At 42.9% G+C, this 22,148-nt stretch carries 17 protein-coding genes and 1 pseudogene; 3 read left to right on the forward strand and 15 right to left on the reverse strand.

The genetic code is table 11. The annotated features are described in order from the left end of the window. Positions 1-72 precede the first annotated feature (72 nt). Positions 73-2,385 (reverse strand): beta-N-acetylglucosaminidase domain-containing protein, encoded by a 2,313-nt coding sequence (locus tag H0184_RS03975; RefSeq protein WP_221821524.1) that lies wholly within the window; start codon positions 2,383-2,385, stop codon positions 73-75. Between the two features lie 497 nt (positions 2,386-2,882). Between H0184_RS03975 and H0184_RS03980 the strand changes: the two genes are divergently transcribed. After that, positions 2,883-3,170 carry an HNH endonuclease gene (locus H0184_RS03980; protein WP_221821526.1) on the forward strand — a complete coding sequence of 96 codons (288 nt, stop codon included), beginning with the start codon at positions 2,883-2,885 and terminating at the stop codon, positions 3,168-3,170. Between the two features lie 600 nt (positions 3,171-3,770). After that, positions 3,771-4,199 (forward strand): ester cyclase, encoded by a 429-nt coding sequence (locus tag H0184_RS03985; protein ID WP_221821527.1) that lies wholly within the window; start codon positions 3,771-3,773, stop codon positions 4,197-4,199. 278 nt (positions 4,200-4,477) lie between these two features. On the opposite strand, the gene H0184_RS03990 is transcribed toward H0184_RS03985, so the two are convergent. From H0184_RS03990 to H0184_RS04010, 5 genes and pseudogenes are all read right to left on the reverse strand, one after another. After that, a complete protein-coding gene (locus H0184_RS03990; RefSeq protein ID WP_221821530.1) occupies positions 4,478-4,624 on the reverse strand; it encodes a hypothetical protein in 147 nt (48 codons plus the stop codon). A gap of 190 nt (positions 4,625-4,814) precedes the next feature. Continuing rightward, on the reverse strand, positions 4,815-5,741 hold the full coding sequence (locus tag H0184_RS03995) for a GNAT family N-acetyltransferase (protein ID WP_221821532.1): 927 nt from the start codon (positions 5,739-5,741) through the stop codon (positions 4,815-4,817). A gap of 247 nt (positions 5,742-5,988) precedes the next feature. Further along, entirely contained in the window at positions 5,989-6,351 is a 363-nt protein-coding gene (locus H0184_RS04000) for a VOC family protein (RefSeq protein ID WP_221822419.1), read from the reverse strand. 161 nt (positions 6,352-6,512) lie between these two features. After that, positions 6,513-7,322, reverse strand: coding sequence for a sugar-phosphatase (gene yidA, locus H0184_RS04005; RefSeq protein WP_221821534.1), 810 nt, complete (start codon positions 7,320-7,322; stop codon positions 6,513-6,515). A gap of 107 nt (positions 7,323-7,429) precedes the next feature. Beyond that, positions 7,430-7,541, reverse strand: a pseudogene (locus tag H0184_RS04010) (nitroreductase family protein); the annotation flags it as partial. Positions 7,542-7,734: 193 nt separating this feature from the next. On the opposite strand from H0184_RS04010, the gene H0184_RS04015 reads away from it, so the two are divergent. Then, positions 7,735-8,523 (forward strand): histidinol-phosphatase HisJ family protein, encoded by a 789-nt coding sequence (locus H0184_RS04015; protein ID WP_221821536.1) that lies wholly within the window; start codon positions 7,735-7,737, stop codon positions 8,521-8,523. Positions 8,524-8,827: 304 nt separating this feature from the next. On the opposite strand, the gene arfA is transcribed toward H0184_RS04015, so the two are convergent. The 9 genes from arfA to iolG all read right to left on the reverse strand — a co-directional run bounded on the left by arfA (position 8,828) and on the right by iolG (position 21,974). Next, entirely contained in the window at positions 8,828-10,339 is a 1,512-nt protein-coding gene (gene arfA / locus H0184_RS04020) for an arabinosylfuranosidase ArfA (RefSeq protein WP_221821537.1), read from the reverse strand. An 89-nt stretch (positions 10,340-10,428) separates the two neighbouring features. Next, complete coding sequence (lacZ, locus tag H0184_RS04025) at positions 10,429-13,545, reverse strand: beta-galactosidase, LacZ type (RefSeq protein WP_221821539.1); 3,117 nt, start codon at positions 13,543-13,545, stop codon at positions 10,429-10,431. A gap of 43 nt (positions 13,546-13,588) precedes the next feature. Further along, a complete protein-coding gene (locus tag H0184_RS04030) occupies positions 13,589-14,377 on the reverse strand; it encodes a 5-deoxy-glucuronate isomerase (RefSeq protein WP_221821541.1) in 789 nt (262 codons plus the stop codon). Then, complete coding sequence (locus H0184_RS04035; RefSeq protein WP_221821549.1) at positions 14,370-15,227, reverse strand: class II fructose-bisphosphate aldolase; 858 nt, start codon at positions 15,225-15,227, stop codon at positions 14,370-14,372. The genes H0184_RS04030 and H0184_RS04035 overlap by 8 nt, the downstream gene beginning before the upstream one ends. 12 nt (positions 15,228-15,239) lie before the next feature. After that, complete coding sequence (iolE, locus tag H0184_RS04040) at positions 15,240-16,130, reverse strand: myo-inosose-2 dehydratase (RefSeq protein WP_221821552.1); 891 nt, start codon at positions 16,128-16,130, stop codon at positions 15,240-15,242. A 17-nt stretch (positions 16,131-16,147) separates the two neighbouring features. Then, the gene (iolD, locus tag H0184_RS04045) at positions 16,148-18,067 is read right to left on the reverse strand and encodes a 3D-(3,5/4)-trihydroxycyclohexane-1,2-dione acylhydrolase (decyclizing) (RefSeq protein WP_221821554.1); all 1,920 of its coding nucleotides are present in this window, start codon (positions 18,065-18,067) and stop codon (positions 16,148-16,150) included. 212 nt (positions 18,068-18,279) lie between these two features. After that, entirely contained in the window at positions 18,280-19,740 is a 1,461-nt protein-coding gene (locus H0184_RS04050) for a CoA-acylating methylmalonate-semialdehyde dehydrogenase (RefSeq protein ID WP_221821556.1), read from the reverse strand. A gap of 29 nt (positions 19,741-19,769) precedes the next feature. After that, positions 19,770-20,771, reverse strand: a complete 1,002-nt coding sequence (gene iolC, locus H0184_RS04055; protein ID WP_221821559.1) for a 5-dehydro-2-deoxygluconokinase — start codon at positions 20,769-20,771, stop codon at positions 19,770-19,772. 168 nt (positions 20,772-20,939) lie between these two features. Further along, entirely contained in the window at positions 20,940-21,974 is a 1,035-nt protein-coding gene (gene iolG / locus H0184_RS04060) for an inositol 2-dehydrogenase (RefSeq protein WP_221821560.1), read from the reverse strand. Positions 21,975-22,148: the final 174 nt, after the last annotated feature.

Genomic DNA, 22,148 nt, shown 5'->3' on the forward strand with positions numbered 1-22,148 from the left:
GACACTTACTAGGTAGGTGCCATCAATATCAATACCACCAATTAAAAAGCCATTAGAACCGTCCCCGCGGTCTTAGTTTTGTCTTTCAAAAACGCTGATTTCGTACAATGAATATCCCCAGCCGCCGGCTCGTTTGATGCCCTGCATTTTAACATATCGGGCATCGACTGTTGGGAACTGAATTTCATCGATTCCGCCGTTGCTGTTTAGTTCTGTGTGAACGTCTGTCCACTGGCTGCCGTCTGTTGATACCTGAATTTTATATTGTTTTCCATAAGCTGCTTCCCAGTTTAGTTTCACTTTATCAATGGCATACACCTGCCCTAAGTCAACAGTTATCCATTGATTATCTGTGTACAGGGACGCCCATCTGGTGTTATTGTTGCCGTCTACAGCCAGGTCTGGTGTCAGCCAGTCGACTTCGCTTGATGATGCCGTGGCCTGTTTTCCTTCCGCTAAATTCTTCCCGTTAAGCGCACGGTCTAGGAACGTCGGAACTACACCTATACTTAACTTCTGCGGGATTTTGTCCATCGCTGCCATTGATTCCTGCAGAGCCAATTTTGCTGCAGCAGCTTCAGCACTATTCCCGCTCTGTTGAGCCAGCACCATGTTAACGGCATTTTCACCCGTTTGTCCAATTAACTCCAGTTTGTTTAAATATCCATCCACCTCTTTCAAGAAGTTCGGATTATTCACCTTATTACGCAGCTGGCCAGGCGCCTCCTTCAGCTTGCGGAATTCATCTAACAGAGCAGTGCCAGCCTCGGAAACTCCCTGACTGTCCTTGGCTTCCACTGAGGCCCAAAACTCCTGAATTAATGGCTTTAATCTCTCCGAAATTGGCTCCTGGTTGCTATTAAGACTAGTGGCATACGAGGCTTCCACTAAAAGATTTAATGGTTCGTACGCCGCTGGAGCAAATTCCATCAGGCTCCGCTTCAATGAGTCAATCGGGTCATAGGCTTCAGGATTCCACGTATAATCCGCAACGGTAAACAATGGGATCTTCGAAGCCTCTGCCTCATTCATCGGGTTAGCTGTTAGGCCAATCACTCCATGTTCCTCTGTTAAATCAGAGTCCCGGCCTGTCAGTGGTGCAAGGAACAACCGGTTTCGGTCAAAATCATTCACCGGATAATTATCCCAAATCAATAAATCGTGTTTGAAAATTTCATGGATTTTATCGGCATCCTCCGAGGTAATAGTAGGAGCAACGACACCAATTCCTGTCCATTGTACAATAATGTCAGGCTGAACCAGCTGTGCAAAACGTTCCCGGTAAGGAGTAGTACCCTCCTGATAATAATCAGTCGGCACCGTGATTAAACGCTCCGCACCCTCATGTTTTTGAATAAATTCTTCATTGAACCGATTTAATAGATATGCCTGTGCCGCTGCCGGCGGGTTTGGATCGCTGCCAAACATCGCTCTATCTTCAGGTGAACGGAGATTAGGATCAATATCATCGAGGAATAAAGCAAACGATCTCACGCCGATATCCCACATGCTTTGTGCCTTATTAATCAAAGCCTGAAGGTCAGCCTCACTGGAATACGTGATGGTATTCCCCGGCGAAATCGCAAAGGTAAAATCGACATGGTTATCGTGTGCTGCCTGAACGAGTTCGGCAATCTCCGCTAACTTATCCGCCGGATACGGCTCTTTCCATTTTTCGCGGTGGTAAGGGTCATCCTTTGGGGCATAAATATAGCTGTTCATCTTATGCTCGCCGTAAAATTCTAGCTGGCCTAAGCGGTCTTCATGGGACCATGGCGCACCATAAAAGCCTTCAATCGAGCCCCTGATTGGCATCGTTGGCCAGTCCTTAATTTCAACCTCAGGAATCCAGTCACTTCCTTTGCGCTCGACTATGATTTGTTCGAAGGTTTGTGACCCGTAATAGGTACCTGAATCATCATGTCCGGAAATGACAATATGTTTCTTATCCTGGGTCCCGTGCTTGGAAGCGACTATATACCCTTCTTTTTTCGTCATCTCCAAGTCCTCTAAGCCGGTGTGCTGCTGAATGGTTTTCAATTCGTCAGGGTCCGAGAACTTACCCAGCCAAATGATGACAGGTGCCTGAAGCTTAGGTTCATTGATATCACTCTCAACAATCGTGGTTACTCCTGCCTCCTTCAGGGCCTGCTTCAATTCGGCAATCGCCGAAGAATCGGTTCCTTTTTCTGTAACCAATCCTACTTTTGGATTGAGTGGAAAGCCTTTGCCTGTTTCTTCTAATGATTTCGGGATGGGGGATACAGTCATTTTGTAGTTTTCGCTCGCTTTTGCCTTCCCTATGTATGGAATATCCAGCGGTACCAATAACCCGGATACCAAACAAGCTGAAACAACGGCCTTTAACCTTTTACTTTTTGCCAACTTAATCACCTCTACTATTATCATTTTGAACAACCAGGGACGAACCTCAGGTTCAATGGTGCTCCGGCTCTCAAGGTTTTATGGAGAATTCCAGGAGAACCGTTTCCATAGACACGACCAAAAAAAGCAGGACAACACTAAGCAACGGGGAGATTCCCATCACTAAGCGCCGCCCTGCCTGATCGAATCAGTAACATGCGAATTAGATATTCATTCCTATACTGGGGATTATATCCAAAATGACAAGTTGTTCAAAGAGTCTATAAACCTATTTTTGTAAGCCCTTTCAAAGGTTTATAGGATATTTTTCATAGTCGTAACTTCACTTTCAAAATCGTTCCATGAATTTCTTTAACATAAACACTTACTGCCGCTTTATATACGTCTTGGTATAAATGCTTAGCATGAATGCACGAAGGCAAGTATGCAAATAATTATAAAAAATGGACTTTTTCCTGTTGGATTGAATTACGATGGGAATATCAGGAGGCAAGAGTATGGGTACATGTGAACTTTGTGAGCGAAGTGAAGTGGAGACGACAGTCCATCATCTGTTGCCGAAAGAAATGGGCGGCACCTTTGGTCCTACAGCAAACCTGTGTATTCCCTGTCATAAACAGATTCATGCTCTTTACACAAATGCAGAAATCGCGGCACGTCTAACAACCATACCTGAATTAAAAAAAGATGACCAACTATCCCGCTACATGAAATGGATACGGAAACAGCCCTCAACGAAAATCATGAAAATTAAAAAATCAAATGAACGGAAACGAAAGCGATAGACATGGATTGATCTCTGTAACAAGATAACTTTTCACAATGGAATTAAATTGTAAAAAAGTAATTTATTGTTTATGATGAGGCATATAATTAGAAAATGAGAAAAATGCTATCAGAGCCCCCTCTTCTCCAGACTTAACAGCTTCTCATTAGTTTTTTAAGATGTTTCTCTACTAATCTTCGAAAAAAATCCTAGGTCAAATTTTACAAGAGCATTGGTCCCAAACAATAAAATAGAAGGGGGGGCTTTTAAAATGGGATATATTTTTATTTTAGTAGGTTGTTTAGCCATTTACTACGGATATAAAATTTGGAATGATTTCCGGTCCGGGAAAACTTCATGGAGATCATATTCCTCAACAGAACTGAAAACAAGAAATGAAATGAATAGATACAAAGAAATACACAAAATGAAATATGAAAACCGAGAGTAATATCAAATGACTTTACCACAAGATTGCACCAATGCCCGACTAGTTCCTATCAACTAGTTGGGCTTTTCCACGTGCAAAACTTCCGATTGTTCCCTTAAGAATTGCCCCTGTACAATTCCATATTATGTTAAAATAAAAACAGAAAATGAAGGTCTTGGAGGGGTATAGATGAGTGGCATTGAAAAAAGGATCACCGCTGAAAGGTGGTTTAATGAATATTTTACTAGGGGTAATTTAGATGTTTTAGATGAACTGACAACACCTGACTTTTTATATCATTCAAGAAATGGTGATAATACAAGAGAAAAGATGAAGGATTTCATGTCATGGTATCGTTCAGTTTTTCAAGATGATGAATGGGTAATCGATGACCTTATTGAGCAAGGGAATAAACTAGTCGTTCGTTACACAGGCTGGATGACCTATAAGGGAGGCTGGTTCAACATCACTTCAGAAAACCAACGTGTCAAAGAAACAGGTATCATGATTTTCACCTTTGAAGATGGAAAAGTGAAAGAGCTTTGGTGTGAAAATAGTGACGCAGCAATCCTTTACGAACTAGGGGCATTAACCAAAAATACACATAAAGTTTTTTAATAGAAAGGCTCGGGGGAGGCAATGGGGACGGTTCCTACGGGTGCCTTCCACTTTAACCTTTCAATAATCACTGTCGACTAATTTATCGTAACCGTTATTATCCCGCAATATACTAATTTACTAGAAACCTGAAGAGAAAAAGTCTGTAGATACGTCCCCATCGTGTTCCCCTTCTCAATTGGAATAATTTTGTGTATAATGGGCATATACTAAAAAAGAGAAGTGCTAGTAACACTTCTCCATGCAGCTTCTACCGTAAGGGTAGTGGTAGTCAATGTTTATATTTTATCTGAACCACCCTTGTGCTTGCGACGGCGTAGGGTGGTTTTCCTGTCTTCAAGAACATTCTTCCGAAAAAGATATGCACCTACTTCACGCATAATCCCCTTTAGAACTTCTCGTAGAATTTCAAGAAATGTCTCCATGATTATCACCTCCTTTCCTAAAACCGAAAGAAGACGACAACCACCACCCCAACTTATTCAGCTGCACCTACAATTCTATCATTGTTTAGGTATACTGAAACCTATCCATCATCGACAAATATCGAGCTTCACCATGCACTCGTATTTATGATTTCTTATTTGCTCCCAGGTATATATCATAACCTAGAGATCAAAGTTCCTTCATATAAACTGCTGTTTGTGAATGAGGTCTCATCCCCACTGACTGGTATAACATATTCGCATTGGTTAGGCTATCACTGTCTACATATAATAGAACCGTTTTTTGATTACGTTGGTAAGCGATCCCAAAGGTATGTAGCAGCAATGCCTTCCCGATTCCATGTTTTCGATATTCTCGTTTGACACCGAGTAAGTCGATGAATAATCCATCCTCCTGCATTCTACTCATAAGAAATCCTACTGGCTCAGAGTCCTTCCATACTAGAAACCAAAGACTAGGATCGTACCCGTCTGCCTTTTTTTGTGAAATCCAATTGGAGAAATCCTTCTTGGTATACCCCCATGTATCCCGGAAGGTTTCGTCGTAAAGTGAGAATATCTTCTCTTCATCATGATTAGGTTGAAAAGGACGTAACGTCAAGCCCTCTGGTAAAGGGTGCTGTTTAGGCTGCTCTTCTAACTGTATTTTCATCCGTTCATACAGCCGGCTGAATTGATATCCCTGAGCCTCCACTAATTTTCTCGCGGTCTTATTGGTGAAGGAAAGCTGGTTCATTAACTTTTGCTCCCCCTCTTTTCCTTTCGCAAGAATATGGGCGCGCTCCTCCACTTTACTTAGTAAAAGCGAACCAATTCCTTGATTTTTAAACTGTGGGTGGACAAATACACATGTATCCATTCTGTTTGCCCCTGTTTCTTCAACAAACCCATACCCAATGATTTCGCTCGTTTCCGACAGTGCAATCCATGCATTTGTATCGATTGGAATGGAATTCCACATATCAAGAACATCTGACAAGGTAATATCCGGTTCACCAATGTCCTCGATATCACACAATGCCACCAAATCGGTAATGGCTTGAGCATCTTCTAATGTCGGATGTTTAATACTAAACTTCGTTATTTCCTTTTCCATCCTTTTCTCCCCCTTCGCCCGCGATAAATTAACTGTCTTCTCTTCAATCATAATTAGGGGCTTTACTACTAAAGATAGTTTTTCATATTCTATTTTAACTGAAAAAATAGCACTTATTTGAACTTTCCTTCTACAAAGAACAACACAAAACGACCTATTACAAAAGCAAACTTCAGATCAAATTTCTCATCAAAAAAAGAGAGCGGTGAACCACTCTCTTACTTAGTTAGGTGACTGAAATATTTACTTATCTTTCTACTAATTCTAGCTTCTCACCATTCGGACCCTGGAAAAAGGAGATCTTAACGGTATTGTTCAAAATGCTTCGAGGTTCTTCATCTACTAATTTGACGCCTGCTTCTTTAAAGCGTGCGAGTTCAGCTTCAATGTTTTCAACCCTAAAGGCCAAATGGTTCACGATTCCTTCATTCTCAACAGGGCCGCCATACACAAGCTCAACCTCTACACTCGGCTGCTCTGGAAAAAATAAAAATGCAAGCTCAATACTATCATTTAACCACTCTCTACTTCTTAACTCTAAACCAAGGATATTTTGATAAAAGTTTAAAGACTCATCCATGTCCTTAACCATAATCCCTACATGTTCCATTATCACAACGTATTCCTCCTTATATAAAATCCAGAGGGACGGTTCTTGCGGTACTCATAAATGAACACTGCATACTAACCGCTTCCATACCTGAGAATTCTTATACACTAAGAAAACTCTTGAGAAAAAAAGCCATCAGAACCGTCCCCACGGTTCACGGTTCACCCCAGCACTAACTTTTCTATCGCATAGGCCACTCCATTTTCATTATTGGATAGTGTATGGAATTGGGCTGCTTCTTTTACTACTGATACTGCATTGGCCATGGCCACGCCGCAGCCGGCGTATTCAATCATGCTTAGGTCGTTTTCGCCATCGCCGATGCAGATGACTTCTTCCCGTGTAATCCCAAGCTTTTCGGCTAGCAGTTTGACTGCATTTCCTTTGCTGACGCTAGGGTCAAGGATTTCCAAGAAGAACGGAGTACTTTTAACGAATGTATATTTGTCCCAGAATTCTTCAGGGATATTACCAATTATCGTATCCAAACGTTCCGGTTCATCAATAAACATTACCTTTGGGATCACCATATCCTTTGCTACTTCATCCATTGGCAGGTAATGAAGAGGAATTTGATTGATATGGGCTTCATGAATGGTGTATTTGCTGATCTCTCGATTAGGTGTAAAAAGATTTTCGGTATCAAAGAAATGGAGCGGTGAATTGAGTCTTAGACTTAAGTCGTATAGCTCTTTTAAGTTTTCATAGTTTAAGGTAATTTGGGATTCAACATCCTGGTTGTATGTATTTTGCACAAGCGCACCATTAAAGGTAATCACATATTCGTCTTCATCATTTAATTTCAATTCCTCAATGATCGATTGGACACCGACGATGGGACGCCCCGTACAAATTACCACCTTGACTCCTTTTGCCTTGGCCGCTTGAATGGCGTCATTTACTTCTTTTGTAATTTCTTTACGATCATTCATCAATGTTCCATCAATATCAATTGCTACTAATTTATACAAATCTTCTCCTCCTGTTTCTGGTTGTCAGTAAAGTATATACCCATACTACAAGAATGACTCTTATTAATCCAGACTATTACTAAATTCCTGAGCACCCAAACGGATTTTAAGGGATAATAGTGCTGTAAGCTTGACCCAAATTCCTTCTACTTCCAATGATGTCCAAACAATATATTGCAGCATCCCAGAAGTCTGTTGAGACCTAGTAGGAAAATTATCACTTTTCCTCCAATAACCTGCCTGGTTTCCATAAGATACATTCATCAAAGCTATATCTCTTCGAAGATACACAGCCTTTAAATGCTGGTATTGCAACTGAATCATCTGGTCTTATTTCTAACCTTTAACATTGGACAACTGTGAATATATTCCCTATAGTAAATTTTAAAAGAATACTAGGAGATTGGAAAATATGTACATTATGGACTACCATCATCATACTAACCATTCCTTTGACTCCACCGCTCGTATGGTAGATGTATGCAAAAAGGCGATAGAAAACGAGATTCAGGAAATTTGCTTTACCGAACATTTCTCGGTTAACCCACTGGCACCTACCTACGGTCACATCGTTTTTGAAGATTACTTGAATGAAATTCATTCTTGTCAGGAACAATTTCACAGCCAATTAATCATAAAAGCCGGAATCGAACTTTGTGAGCCCCATCTGCTGAAAGACCAATATGATGAAACACTACAGCCGCTAAACTTAGATTTCATTTTAGGTTCCGTCCATAATCTCAACAACCAAAAACTTCGTATTGCTCTCAAAGATCATAGTGTAGAAGCCTATACTCACTATTTCAACGAACTATATCAGATGGTATGTACAGCAGATATCGATGTGATCGCCCATTTCGATTTAATGAAACGGTACGCCTATAAGGAACACGGTCTATATGAATTTCTAGAACATCAAGAAATCATCGAGGCCATTTTGAAGAAAGTGATTGATAGAAACATAGGAATCGAGATTAATACCTCTGGACTCAAGACGAGTCTAAGACAGACAATGCCCTCCATCGAAATTATCCAGCTGTATAAAGATCTCGGTGGGGAAATCTTAACGATCGGATCTGACTCGCACAGCGCCGATACCGTTGGAGCCAACTTCTCCGACGCCCTATCACTGGCAAAGGATTGTGGATTCAACTATATCTACAAATTTGATAAAAGAAAGCCGATACCGGTAAAAATATAAACCGTGGGGACGGTTCTCGCGGTCAAATTCAAGGGCATCTGCTTCTCATATCGACACAACAATATGGGGCAATATCCCAATGTAAATTGCATTAGAAAATCCAAATAAGTAAAAAGGAACGGGGTCTTGCACAGCTAGTGTGAGCAAAAACCCGTTCCTTCTATTCTATATCCATTAAAAGTTTCTCTATTTGAACAAATTCATTGATGGGAGCCAACTACAGTGACTCCTTTATGCCTGGAAATCCCAATTTACTAAGAATCCCAAAGAGAAAAGAACCATCAGAACAATTCCAAGGTTACAATCACTTACGCTTTGCCAATCGGATGACATTCCAAGATAACTTAGGAAGTACCGCTGATACTCCGCCATTATCGGACTTGGCATTACCATTGGAATGTGGCTCAACAGGTGTTCCTTTTGCTGAGTTTCTAAGCTTAAGGTCATCATTTTCAAGAACGATATGTTCAAGGACTTCATAGCCTTCGAAGTTGCGGATATCTACCGCTAATTCCAAACCTTCTTCTAAATGGCGATTGACCGCAAAAATAGTCAGCTGTTCATTTTCCTCATTGTAAACCGCAGTAGATTCTAAGTAAGGAACATCTGTGAAGTCTTTACTATCATATTTAGGACTAGAAATGATAGGATTCAATGCTACCCCTCTGCCAAAAACAGACGCATGCATATATGGATAGAAAATCGTTTGTTTCCACGCTCCGCCGCCGCTTTCAGTCATAATCGGCGCAATGACATTCACCAATTGAGCAAGACAGGCAATCTTTAATCGGTCCGCATGCTTTAACATCGTAATCAACATACAGCCAACCAATAAAGCATCCTCAAACGTATAATGATCTTCAAGCTGTGGAGGAGCGATACTCCAAGGCTCAATCTTTTTATCTGCATCATTGCTGTGGTACCAAACATTCCACTCGTCAAATGCTAGATTAATATTCTTTTTGCCACGCTTTTTCGCTTTAATATAGTCAGCAATCGAAATCACAGAACGAATGAAATCATCCATTTCAAGGGAAAGCGCCAGGTAGTTGGCAATATCATTGTCTCGATTTCCATAATATTGGTGAAGAGAGATATAATCGACATGGTCATACGTATGATCAAGAACAGTGGCTTCCCACTCCGCAAACGTAGGCATGGTTCTGCTTGAGCTACCGCACGCAACGAGCTCAATCGACGGGTCCACCCATTTCATCACTTTTGCCGCTTCTTGAGCAATCCGTCCGTATTCGACTGCATTCTTGTGACCGATTTGCCAAGGGCCGTCCATTTCGTTACCGAGACACCATGTTTTGATCTTATGAGGTTCCTTCACCCCATGAGAGATTCGTAGATCACTATAGTAAGAACCGCCAGGATGATTACAGTACTCTACTAAATTCCTGGCCGCATCAATACCGCGGGTTCCAAGGTTCACCGCCATGTTCACTTCGGCATTCACCTGCTTAGCCCATTTCATGAACTCATTGGTGCCGATTTCATTCGTTTCAGTCGTACGCCACGCCAATTCCAACCGGCGTGGACGTGATGCCACCGGACCAACCCCATCTTCCCAGTTATAACCGGATACAAAGTTACCGCCAGGATAACGGATTAATGGAACCTGAAGTTCTTTCACCATTTCGATGACATCCTGACGGAAGCCATTTTCATCAGCCTGAGGATGCCCTGGCTCATAGATACCGCCATAAACCGCACGACCTAAATGTTCAATAAAAGAACCGTAAATGCGGTTATCAATCTCGGAGACTTTAAAGTCTTTTTCTAAAATCATTTTTGCTTTAGTAGTGGTCATGTATATTCTCCCTCTTAACTTTCATATAAAAATGGGACAAGAAGCAAGCTGGTTGGTCCGCAGGAACCGCCCCCCCTGGCTCCCGCTCACTACATTTCGATCCCTTGCAGTGTAAAGCAGTAGGTATATGTTCGGTTGGCGTACAAGGTAAACTCTGGATGTGTTTTTGCCCCCCAGCTATCGTCCCCTCCGACGCCCATTTGTTTATAGTTGATTCGTAGTGCGACTTTATCGCTTTCTGGTAATTTATATCCGTGGTCATGCTGCTCAAGCTCATGCGGGGTATATGGCAAAGCATTTACTTCAAGAGTGGGCAGTCCATTTATCAGCAGGCCGATTCCTTCATTGTTCGTAATCGCGGCCCATCTAACATCTGTTTTATTGCCACATTCCTGTGGTTTTAAATAAGGAACATACTGATCTTTTACTTTACCGCTATACGTCCCAATCTTAGCTCCTGTTGAGCGATCCCAATAACTTTCATGTGGCCCTTTCCCATACCATGTGATGTTCTCGAACGTTGGGTCAAGGGTCACTATCATCCCGATTTCCGGAATTTCCGGCAATCCTTCACCAGGGACAAGCGTCTGCGTCACCTGAATCTGACCATTCGCAGAAATCTCATAGGTAATGAAACATTGAGTTGGAACAGTCGTAGCTAACTGAAACGCTGCCTCAACCTGGACTCCGTTGCCCTTTTTGAAAAATTGAAAGTTCTTTAAGGCTCTATTTTTCCCTGCTTCTCTCCACGTTTGTGACACTACCGACATTCCAATGCCTTTGGCGAAATCATTATCTGTGGCAGCCCGCCAGAAGTTCGGTTCAAAACCACTCTTTAACAGCTCCTGTCCTTTATAGGAATACGACACCAATTCCCCCAGAACAGTATTGAATGCTGCAGCAAAATCCTTACCCTGTACCTGCAGCCCAGCATCACTTTCCACAACCTTTACCTCTGGGTACCCAAGGGGGCTGCTTGAAACCTTTTCAAAAGGAAAAACAAACTGTTCAAAGGCAACTTCATGGCCTTTTTCAGCCCAAGGTGTTTCCTCCTTTAAATGAAGAGAAACAGTTAAAATATATTCAGCCTCTCGTTTTACAGGCAAGGAATAGGAAAGTGTAACCACAGATGATTGACTTGGCTGTACCTCTACACTCATATCCCCTGTCTCACAGACCTGTCCGTTTTTCAATAATTCCCACTTCAGTTCATACTCACTAAGATCACTGAATAGGTTTTGATTGATGACTTCTACTTCACCTTTATCTAAATCCACAGCTTTAAACTTCACATTTTGATAGCACTTTTTGACTTCATAAATCTTAGGTGTAATCCTTCCATCTGCAAAAATCAGACCATTCCCCGAGAAGTTTCCGTCATTCGGGGTGTCACCAAAATCGCCGCCATAAGCCAAATACTCAATGCCGTCTTCTGTTTGAGTCCTTAACGCCTGATCCTTCCAGTCCCAAATGAACCCGCCTTGAAGAATCGGATATTTATCAAACAGATCCCAATACTTAAACAGATTTCCGCAAGAGTTCCCCATCGCATGGCTATATTCACAAAGAATATACGGTTTAGTCGGATTATTCCGCGCATATTTCTCGACATCATCAGGTCTTGCATACATCGTACTTTCAATATCAGAAGCGGCTTGTGACTTCCGGTGATGGAACACACCCTCATAATGCACAAGTCTTGAAGGATCATTTTCTTTAAAAAATTGGTGCATCTTCAGAAAATTATCTCCGCCCCACGATTCATTCCCGAGAGACCAAATTAAAATCGATGGGTGATTTTTATCCCGTTGAAACATAGAATTACAGCGATCCAGAACGTTTTCTGTCCATTCCGGCTTGCTGGCAGGGACGGTATCGCCTTCCTCAACTTGCCCATAGATCCAGGAACCATGCGTTTCAAGATTGTTTTCATCAATCACATAGAGACCATATTCATCACACAATTCGTACCATAATGGATGATTGGGATAATGCGAGGTGCGGACGGCGTTGATATTAAACTGTTTCATTAATTTGATATCGGCCAGCATATCCTCATAATTCACAGCACGTCCTTTTTCCGCTTCAAATTCATGACGGTTCACACCTTTAAAGACAATCCTTTGTCCATTGATCTTCATCAGTCCGTCTTTTAGCTCAAATTTGCGGAAACCGACCTTGCAGCTTTCCGTTTCAATGAGAGACCCCTTTTGATCTACTAAACTTAAAACAAGTGTATACAGATTAGGCTTCTCAGCACTCCACTTCAGAGGATTTTCTACTAGTTCAGATACGGTAACGTCCACTTCTGCTTTCCCATCCAGATTGGCAGTGAAGCGCAGTTTCTCAGCCAAAACTTCTCTCTTTTCCCCATCGTACAGCATCGCTTCAAATGTAATGCTGCCCACCTGACGTTCGAAATAGTTGCTTACCTTTGCTTGAATTTTCAACTGTGCATTTTCATAGTTTTCATCGAGATCAGTGGTAACAAAGAAATCTCGAATATGAACCTCTGGAGACGAGTACAAATAGACATCACGAAAAATTCCGCTCATTCTCCAAAAATCCTGGTCCTCCAGCCAGCTGGCATCACACCAGCGGTACACCTCGACCGCGAGAAGATTTTCACCCTCAATGAGATAAGGCGTCAAATCAAATTCTGCAGGCGTAAAGGTATCTTCACTGTACCCAACCAATTCCCCATTCACCCACACATAAAAGGCAGACTCGACCCCTTGAAAGTGAAGATAAACAGGCTGACTCTCCCACCCTTTCGGAACACTAAAAGTGGTTCGATACTGCCCAACAGGATTATATTTTGTCGGAGCAAATGGAGGCTTAATATCTTCCTTGCCTTCCCACGGGTAAGTAATGTTTGTATACTGCGGGTAATCATAACCCTGTAGCTGCCAATGGGAAGGAACCTTGATTTCATTCCAAGAAGTATCGTCGTATTCTGATTCATAAAAACCTCGAATCCGCTGATCTGGATTTTCAGAGAAGTGAAACTTCCAATCTCCATTCAAAAAATGATAATAGCTGGAAAAGTTCCGAATTCCTTGTAATGCTTCTTCCAGCGTCTTATACGGCATGAGGGTCGCGTGTGCATTTAAACGATTCAATTGAAAGGTTTCCGGATTATTATTCCATTCAGGATAACCGTTTTTAGGTGGAGCATACTGATATTTTTTTACTGTTTTGATCATGAGTCATCCTCCTGATTACTAGCTTCTACGTGCCTGTCACCACTTACTTTTCCGGCCAGATTTTCACCCCTGGCTCAAGCAGCCACTTATGTTCTTCTTCCATAATTCGGTCAGTCCACGGATTATGTTCGAGGTGTCGAATCATCCAGCAGAAGTACATGGCATAACCAGGTGCCGTCGCTTGTGGATGATCCAATTCACCTGGAATCGTGATGTAACTATTATGTTCGACACGATACGCTTCAGGTCCTACCATCGCACAACCAAATCCTTGTGGCTTATTAAAACGATAATAATACACTTCAGGCTGATCATGGTGATGCGGCGGGAAGCTGGACCAGCGGCCAGGGTATGAAATCACCTCTCCAATCACAAGATTGGAGTAGGGTGCAGTGCTGTAGTCAAAAATCGTTCGGATCACCCGTTCCGCCGTTCCATTCCATACGCCTTCACCTGCAACGGTGCTTTGGCAATCCTCAGGTGTGTATAGTTTTGCATCAAAAACAATATCATTATCTGTTTTTTGGACAAGGACCTCACTGCTGGAAAGCGCTGTGATCTTTACCTCAACGCCTTTTGGAATGTGCAAGCACCATGGATCTTCTTCAAAAACGCTATCGCGTTTGATTTCTTGAGAGTTTCCATTCCACTCTAGAATAACCTCGCCTTCAAGCGGAAGGATCGCTGACTCGTTCTTTCCATCTGAGAGTGTTACCGTTTCCCCTTTTGCTAACGTATAAATACCGATATCCTGAAGCATATCAGGATGCTTATCTTCCATATCTGTTATCTTTGTATATCCAGGCTGTAAGTCACCTAATTTTTCATACATTGAGTATTTCCTCCTTTACCCGCCCAACACTTTCGAACATTTCCATATGTTTTTTCACATTTTCTGCCGCAGCTGCAATCACGCTTTCATGGTAGGAAAAATAATCCTTAAATGGCGCCTGGGTATTAACAGCATCAACAACTCTATTAAAAGTAGCAGTCGCGACATTTATTTTTCGAATTCCATTAGAAATGCAGGTGCGAAAATCAGCTTCAGATATTCCCGAACCACCATGAAGAACCAATGGAATGTCTACTAAACTGTTAATCTCTTCTAATCGGTCAATTCGCAAGTTAGGTTCACCTTTATAGACACCATGCGCATTCCCAATCGCAAGGGCGAGTGCGTCAACCTTCGTCTCAGCAGCAAACTTCACGGCTTGTTCCGTCGATGTGATCAACACTTCCAAGTCAACCGATCCATCTTCACTGCCGCCTACCTGACCAATTTCAGCTTCCACCGTAGCCCCATATTCACGAGCAATGGCAGCCATCTTCTTCGTTTCCGAAATATTTTTATCCAGGGGATGATGAGAGCCGTCATACATAATGGAAGAAAAACCGATTTTCAGCGCTTCGCGAATTCTTTCTTCTGTTAAGCCATGGTCAAAGTGGACCGCAACCGGAACACTGGCATTCTTTGCTGCCGCCACCATCGCAGGGCCAATTATATGCAAGGGCGAGTGTTTCAAACGTACCTCCGCAATTTGTAAAATAAGCGGGGAGCGGAGTTCTTCCGCCGCCTTTACCGCTCCCATGACCATTTCAAAGTTCGCCACACTAAACGCCCCAACACCGTACCCATTTTCCTCAGCATGAGTGAGAATCTCTTTCATTTTTACTAATGGCATCTTACTTCTCCTTTATAGCCCGCTTTGCTCACGGATATAGTCTCGTGCTTTTAACGCATATTCTAAAGGGTTGGCCTTAGCTGGATCTTGTTCGGCCTCGACCACAAACCATCCTTTATAACCAGCACCTTCCAATTTTTCAAATACAGGCTTAAAGTCAATCACACCATCACCCGGAACAGTAAAAACTCCTTCTTTTACAGCTTGAAGGAAGCTTAACTTCCCTTCACGAACCTCATTGGCTACATCAATTCGAACATCTTTCAAATGAACATGGTGAATTCGATCCATATGCTTTTCCAGGACGTGCAAATGATTTTCTCCTGAAAAAACAAGATGTCCTGTATCGTAGAGGAGCGAAACCTTTTTTGGATCAGTGTCTGTCATCAGCCTGTCAATCTCCTGTGCAGTTTGGATCCCCGTCCCCATATGATGGTGGTACACAATTTTCATCCCTTTTTCTGCTGCAAGATCCCCGAGAAGGTGTATGCCTTCTACTAATAACGTCCATTCTTCCTCCGTGAAAACCGGTTTTTGCTCAAACAGAGGAGTCTCCATCTGACCTTGAATACTGTTGCCTTGTTCCGAAACGACAATCACCTTGGCACCCATTTCATATAAAAAATCCCGGTGCTCTATAAAGGCCTTCGTAGTTTCTTCATATGGCTTTGACGTTAAAAATGCACTGAACCAAGCGCTCGCAATTTCAAGTCCCCGCAGTCCTAAAGCCTTTTTTAATACTTCTGTATCACGTGGATATTTATTTCCTACCTCGCTGCCAGAAAATCCTGCAAGCGCCATTTCACTGACACATTGCTCAAACGTGATTTCTCCGCCAAGCTCCGGCATATCATCATTGGTCCAACCGATTGGCGCAATCGCCAGCTTCACATCTTGAAACATTTGTTTTCCCCCTCAAGTTAGTAAGCACGTGCTTTCACAAGATTTGATACTTTATTTTGATAAGCAGCTTGAATACTTTCTTTTTTCGAAACCTCAGCCACGCCGACATTCCACCAGGACTCATAGCCGTGTGTCATGGTTTTCGGAAGTACTTTAATATCAATTAAGGTGCTGACAGCCTGCCTTTTCGAATCAATAAGTGCTGCTTCTAATTCTTCCATGTTAGTAACAGAATAGGTTTTGACTCCGTAACCTTCTGCAACTTTTGCATAATCGATGGTCATGATTGGGCCATCCAGCTTCCCAGTTTCAGGATTGCGTTTACGGAATTCCGTCGCAAAGCTGCCCATGCCATTTTCCATTTGCAAATTATTAATACAGCCGAAGCCGGAGTTATCAAACAGAACGACATTGATTTTTTTGCCTTCTTGAACGCTTGTCACGAGTTCTGAATGAAGCATTAAATAACTTCCGTCTCCTGACATCGCGTATACTTCTTTTTCAGGCTGTGCAAGCTTTGCCCCAAACGCACCCGCAATCTCATATCCCATACAGGAATAGCCGTATTCCATGTGATAGGTATTACGCGCCTTTGAAACCCACATCCGCTGAAGGTCACCTGGCAAACTGCCAGAAGCACCGACAATGATGGAATTGTCATCAATAAGCTCATTCACCTTGCCAATGACACTCGTCTGTGTCAGCGCAGAACGGAATACCTCTTTATATTCAGGAAGCGTTTCATCCAAATGTCCTGCAACCTCTGGTGTGAAGCCTTCCCCGTACGTGATACTGGTGAGTCGGTTTAACTCCTCTTCCCATGCTACCTTCGCTTCTGTAATTTCATTTTTATAAGCACTGCGATAATCCCCAAGTTCATCCTTAATCGCTTCGAGTCCAGCCTTGGCATCTGCCACTACTTTCACTGCGTCGAGCTTCGCTGCGTGGAATTCTGAAATATTGATGGTTAAAACGTCCGCATGGGCAAACAGTTGCTTGGAAGCTGTTGTGAAATCAGTAAATCGAGTCCCGACTGCAATGATTAAGTCGGCGTCTCCTGCAATTGAATTGGCCGCTGAATTCCCAGTAACGCCAAGTCCGCCAAGGTTAAGAGGCAAAAAGCTTTCGACTCCGCTTTTCCCTGCCTGGGTTTCACCAAATGGGATGTTAAATCTCTTCGCAAATTGAAGGAAAGTCTCAGCTGCTTCTGAATAGCGGACACCGCCACCAAAAATCATGAATGGCTTCTTTTTGGACCGAATAAGTTGAACTGCATCAGTAACGCTTTCTTTTGATGGCTGGCGACGCTCGATTCGGTGTACTCTCTTCGCAAAGAATGATTCTGGGAAATCCCACGCTTCTCCTTGTACATCCTGTGGAAGAGAAACCGTAACCGCACCGGTATCAGCTGGATTTGTTAACACACGCATGGCGTTAATAAGCGCTGACATTAATTGCTCTGGACGACTAACTCGATCCCAATATTTACTTACAGCACGGAATGCATCATTGGTGGATATGGATAAATCATGTGTTTGTTCAATTTGTTGGAGAACCGGATCAGGCTGGCGGGTGACGAACACATCTCCAGGAAGCAGGAGCAGGGGAATATTGTTCGCTGTCGACGTCGCCGCAGAGGTAATCATATTCGCTGAGCCTGGACCCACTGAAGCGGTACATGCCATAATTTGTTTCCGATGCTTTTGTTTCGCAAACGCCATCGCGGCATTCGCCATTCCCTGTTCATTACGACCTTGATAGACTTCTAGTTCACCAGGATCTTCTTCAAGGGCCTGCCCAAGGCCAAGGACATTCCCATGACCAAAAATAGTGAATATCCCTTTTACAAATCGTTGTTGCTTGTTATCAAATTCTACATATTGCGCATTAAGAAATTTCACAAGAGCCTGTGAAACCGTTAAACGGATGGTACTCATAGTAGTTAAAACCCCTCTTATTTTGATATTTCGGGTACCAACCACCTCTTTTGGTGACCGCATTCCCCAAATCTACCTCTTCTCGGGCACCAAACACCTCTTTTGGTGACCGTGTTCCCCAAATCTACCTCTTCTTGGGCACCAAAAACCTTATCCTTTTCTAAAAATAAAAAAGGGAATAGAGCACGGATTGGCTCCATCCCCTATCAATGTTAGACATAACGAGCAGTTAGCATTTTCTTTCTTGTATAGAATTCAACGCCATCTGTACCATTGGCATGAAGGTCTCCGTAGAAGGAATCTTTGTATCCTGAGAATGGGAAGAACGCCATCGGTGCCGGTACTCCGATATTCACACCAAGCATTCCCGCATCGATACTTTCACGGAACTGACGAACAGCCGATGCACTATCCGTAAACAGACAAGCACCATTGGCAAATGAGGAGGCATTCGCCAATTCAATACCTTCACTTAAATCCTTCACACGAACGATCGATAAAACAGGTGCGAAGATTTCATCCTGCCAAATCTTCATTTCTTGCGTAACGTTATCAAAAATAGTCGGGCCAACGTAATACCCTTCACCATTCACCGCTTCGTCCTTGCGTCCATCACGAAGCAATGTCGCACCCTCTTCAATTCCAGCTTCGATGTAACCCAGGGTCCGCTGTTTCGCATTGTCACGAATAACCGGTCCTAAGAATACCCCTTCATCCAACCCATTACCGATCACAATATCATCAGCCGCTTTTTTCAATCTTTCAATTAATTCATCGGCAATCGATTCTTCCACTGCCACAACGGCTGCTGCCATACAACGTTCACCCGCAGAACCAAACGCGGCGCCGATAATTTGTGATGTAGCCACATCCAAATTTGCATCACGTAACACGATTGAGTGATTTTTTGCACCGGCAAGTGCTTGAACACGCTTCAAGTTGGCTGTACCTGTTTTGTATACATACTCCGCTACAGGCTGAGATCCGACAAAGGAGATAGCCTTCACAAGCTTGTGCTCTAACAAACCGTTTACGACATCATGAGCTCCATTCACAATATTTAAAACGCCTTTTGGAAGACCTGCTTCTTCAAATAACTCTGCAAGTCTTGCCGCTAATAGTGGTGTCCGCTCAGATGGCTTTAATACGAAGGTATTTCCACAAGCAATCGCTAGCGGGAACATCCAGCAAGGGACCATCATCGGGAAGTTAAAGGGAGTAATCCCGCCGACTACCCCAATTGGGTAACGGTACATGCCTGACTCTAAACCGGCGGCAATATCAGGAAGCTGTTTTCCCATCATGAGTGTTGGTACGCCTGCTGCAAATTCCACACACTCGATTCCGCGAAGAACTTCTCCGTGCGCCTCGGCAAAGCTTTTTCCATTCTCAATCGTTACTAATCTAGCAAGTTCATCCCAGTTTTCCACAAGCAGCTGCTGGTATTTGAATAGAATCCGACCGCGCTTTGGAACGGGTACCTGAGACCATGTTTTGAATGCTTCGTTTGCAGCTTGAACTGCCTTTTCAACATCTTCTTTGGTTGAAAGAGGGACAATCGCAAGCTCTTCACCTGTTGCTGGATTATAAACGATTTCTGTTTTATCGGAAGTTGATTCTACCCATTCGCCGCCAATATAGTTCTTTAACGTTTCTACAGTTGTAACAGTCATTTGAAAAATCTCCCTTTCGTTCGTAAAATTTAAGCTAGTTCATAAACCGCTGTTTCCATATGCTCTATAAGTTCTCCTTTTGTCGGCATCGCATCTGAACAACTGTGACGAGATATCACCAGTGACGCCGAAGCACTGCCCATTTTCATTGCTTCTGCTACATCTTTTCCGTTCATCAGTCCATAAATGAAAGCCGAAGCATACGAATCGCCCGCGCCAAAAGTCTTTAACACATTCGTGCGGAAAATACCGCTGCGGTGTGAAGCACCGTCTTTTGTATAGGCAATTGAACCGGATCCGCCGTGTTTGATGACAACCAGTTCCGCACGATATGAAAACCAGCGTGATGCCGTATAATGGTCATTGGATTCTTTTACATTCAATAATTTCTCCATCATGTCGAACTCTTCACGTGTTCCGATAATCACATCGCACTTTTCAGCTGCCAGGTTATAATACACAGCTGTCTCTGCCTCATCAGTCCACGTATAAGGGCGATAATCAAGGTCAAAAATAATTCGCACGTCGTGCTTCACCGCATACTCAAGGGCAAGGAAGACTGCTTCGCGAGAAGGACTTTTTGCAAGCGCGGTGCCTGACACCAATAACGTTTTTGATTGTTTAATATAGTCTTCGTCAATCTCAGATGGATGAAGCTTCAAATCGGCCACATTGTCGCGATACATTAAGATGCTGCAATCCTCAGGGCTTTTGATTTCCGTAAAAGCAAGTCCGGTCACTGCTCCCGTTTGATCAATCTTTACAGCAGAGGTATCAATTTGATTTTTCTCTAAATAGTCGGTAATAAAACGGCCCATTTGGTCATCCGATACTTTGCCGATAAAACCCGTCTTCTGTCCGAGACGCGCAGAACCAATCGCAATATTGGCAGGAGAACCGCCAACATATTTCGTAAAGGTGCGTGTCTCCTCCATCGGACGGTGAATTTCATTGGCATTTAAGTCAATGCACAGTCGCCCAATAGCGATCAGGTCGAAATGCTTGTTCTCGTTAAATTTGATTGAGTTCATATTCCTTCCATCCTTCCTTTTCCTAAGTGATTCCACAGTTTTTCGGAGGAATCCCGCCGGAGTTGTTGTAAATTCCGCCAACTTTAAACGAAATCCGCCGATTTCTACGAAAATCCCAACAACTTTCTACGTTATCCCGCCGAAATGTGCCAAACAGAGAAAAATAGATTAAGAGATTACTGCGGATGATTCTTCAATGGACTGCAGTTGTACCGGTGCACCTGTATCTAACGATTTCTTTGCAGCTTTGGCTATTCGTTCTGCCTGTAATCCGTCTACCCCACTGCAGATGACTGGTTTATTTTTCAAAATGGACCTTACAAACTCATTCACTTCATCGATATAAGCTTGTGTGTAACGCTCCAGGAAAAAGTACAGAGGTTTTTCCTTTGCCACGTGTTGAGCTGTGGAAACTTCAACTGTATTTGCGCGGTTGTTATCGGCTTGTGCTGATCCTTTATCGCCAAATACTTCAAGTCGCTGGTCATAGCCATAGGCAGCTTGACGGCTGTTATCAATCACGCCAAGTGCGCCGTTGGCAAATTTCAAGGTAATAATCGCGGTATCGATATCTCCTGCTTCGCCAATGTTTGGATCAACGAGGACAGCCCCGTTGGCAAACACTTCGACCACTTCACTGTCCATGATGTAGCGCGCCATATCAAAATCGTGGATCGCCATGTCCATAAAAAGTCCGCCTGAGGTTTTTATGTAATCAATTCCTGGCGGCTGCGGGTCACGTGAGGTGATGCGCAGAATATGTGGTGTTCCGATTTCACCCGTTTGAACAAGCTCACGAATTTTTCGGAAGTTTGGATCAAAGCGGCGGTTAAAGCCCACCTGCATTTTCACACCCGCTTTTTCAACGGCAGCAAGTGCTTCTTCTGTTTCTTCTACAGAAAAACTTACCGGTTTTTCGCAGAAAACATGTTTTCCGGCTGCAGCGGCCTCTTTAATCAGATTGGCATGTGTAGTAGTAGGTGAGCAGATAAAAACAGCATTGATTTCAGAATCATTTAAAATATCTTGGTAATTGGTTGTTAATACCTCTACCCCTTTTTCCTTCGCCCACTCTTCTAAATGGTCGATCGCCACGTCGGATACACTTTTCACTCGTACTTGTGAAACACCTCTTAAATTATCAACATGGATTTTTCCAATCCGTCCCGCTCCAATAACACCAACAGTTAATGTCATTCCCATCTTCCTCCCCTATTGTTGATTGCAGGCAGGTAAGGTTAAGCGCTTAACTTCACCGAAAAATACCTTCGCACTGCAATCATTTCTATGATTTAAATTTATCAAATATTCGTATATTTGTGGTTAAGCGCTTAACCCAACTATCTAAAGAGAAAGCTGTCAAAAATAGATTCAGAC

This window comes from Neobacillus niacini (assembly GCF_019749295.1).
Taxonomy (GTDB): domain Bacteria; phylum Bacillota; class Bacilli; order Bacillales; family Cytobacillaceae; genus Neobacillus; species Neobacillus niacini_D.

Excerpts from the sequence above, each read along its gene's own strand:
- H0184_RS03980 (WP_221821526.1), top strand. The coding sequence starts at position 2,883 with ATGGGTACATGTGAACTTTGTGAGCGAAGTGAAGTGGAGACGACAGTC.
- H0184_RS03985 (WP_221821527.1), top strand. The coding sequence starts at position 3,771 with ATGAGTGGCATTGAAAAAAGGATCACCGCTGAAAGGTGGTTTAATGAA.
- H0184_RS03990 (WP_221821530.1), bottom strand. The coding sequence starts at position 4,624 with ATGGAGACATTTCTTGAAATTCTACGAGAAGTTCTAAAGGGGATTATG.
- H0184_RS03995 (WP_221821532.1), bottom strand. The coding sequence starts at position 5,741 with ATGGAAAAGGAAATAACGAAGTTTAGTATTAAACATCCGACATTAGAA.
- H0184_RS04000 (WP_221822419.1), bottom strand. The coding sequence starts at position 6,351 with ATGGAACATGTAGGGATTATGGTTAAGGACATGGATGAGTCTTTAAAC.
- H0184_RS04015 (WP_221821536.1), top strand. The coding sequence starts at position 7,735 with ATGTACATTATGGACTACCATCATCATACTAACCATTCCTTTGACTCC.
- arfA (WP_221821537.1), bottom strand. The coding sequence starts at position 10,339 with ATGACCACTACTAAAGCAAAAATGATTTTAGAAAAAGACTTTAAAGTC.
- lacZ (WP_221821539.1), bottom strand. The coding sequence starts at position 13,545 with ATGATCAAAACAGTAAAAAAATATCAGTATGCTCCACCTAAAAACGGT.
- H0184_RS04030 (WP_221821541.1), bottom strand. The coding sequence starts at position 14,377 with ATGTATGAAAAATTAGGTGACTTACAGCCTGGATATACAAAGATAACA.
- H0184_RS04035 (WP_221821549.1), bottom strand. The coding sequence starts at position 15,227 with ATGCCATTAGTAAAAATGAAAGAGATTCTCACTCATGCTGAGGAAAAT.
- iolE (WP_221821552.1), bottom strand. The coding sequence starts at position 16,130 with ATGTTTCAAGATGTGAAGCTGGCGATTGCGCCAATCGGTTGGACCAAT.
- iolD (WP_221821554.1), bottom strand. The coding sequence starts at position 18,067 with ATGAGTACCATCCGTTTAACGGTTTCACAGGCTCTTGTGAAATTTCTT.
- H0184_RS04050 (WP_221821556.1), bottom strand. The coding sequence starts at position 19,740 with ATGACTGTTACAACTGTAGAAACGTTAAAGAACTATATTGGCGGCGAA.
- iolC (WP_221821559.1), bottom strand. The coding sequence starts at position 20,771 with ATGAACTCAATCAAATTTAACGAGAACAAGCATTTCGACCTGATCGCT.
- iolG (WP_221821560.1), bottom strand. The coding sequence starts at position 21,974 with ATGGGAATGACATTAACTGTTGGTGTTATTGGAGCGGGACGGATTGGA.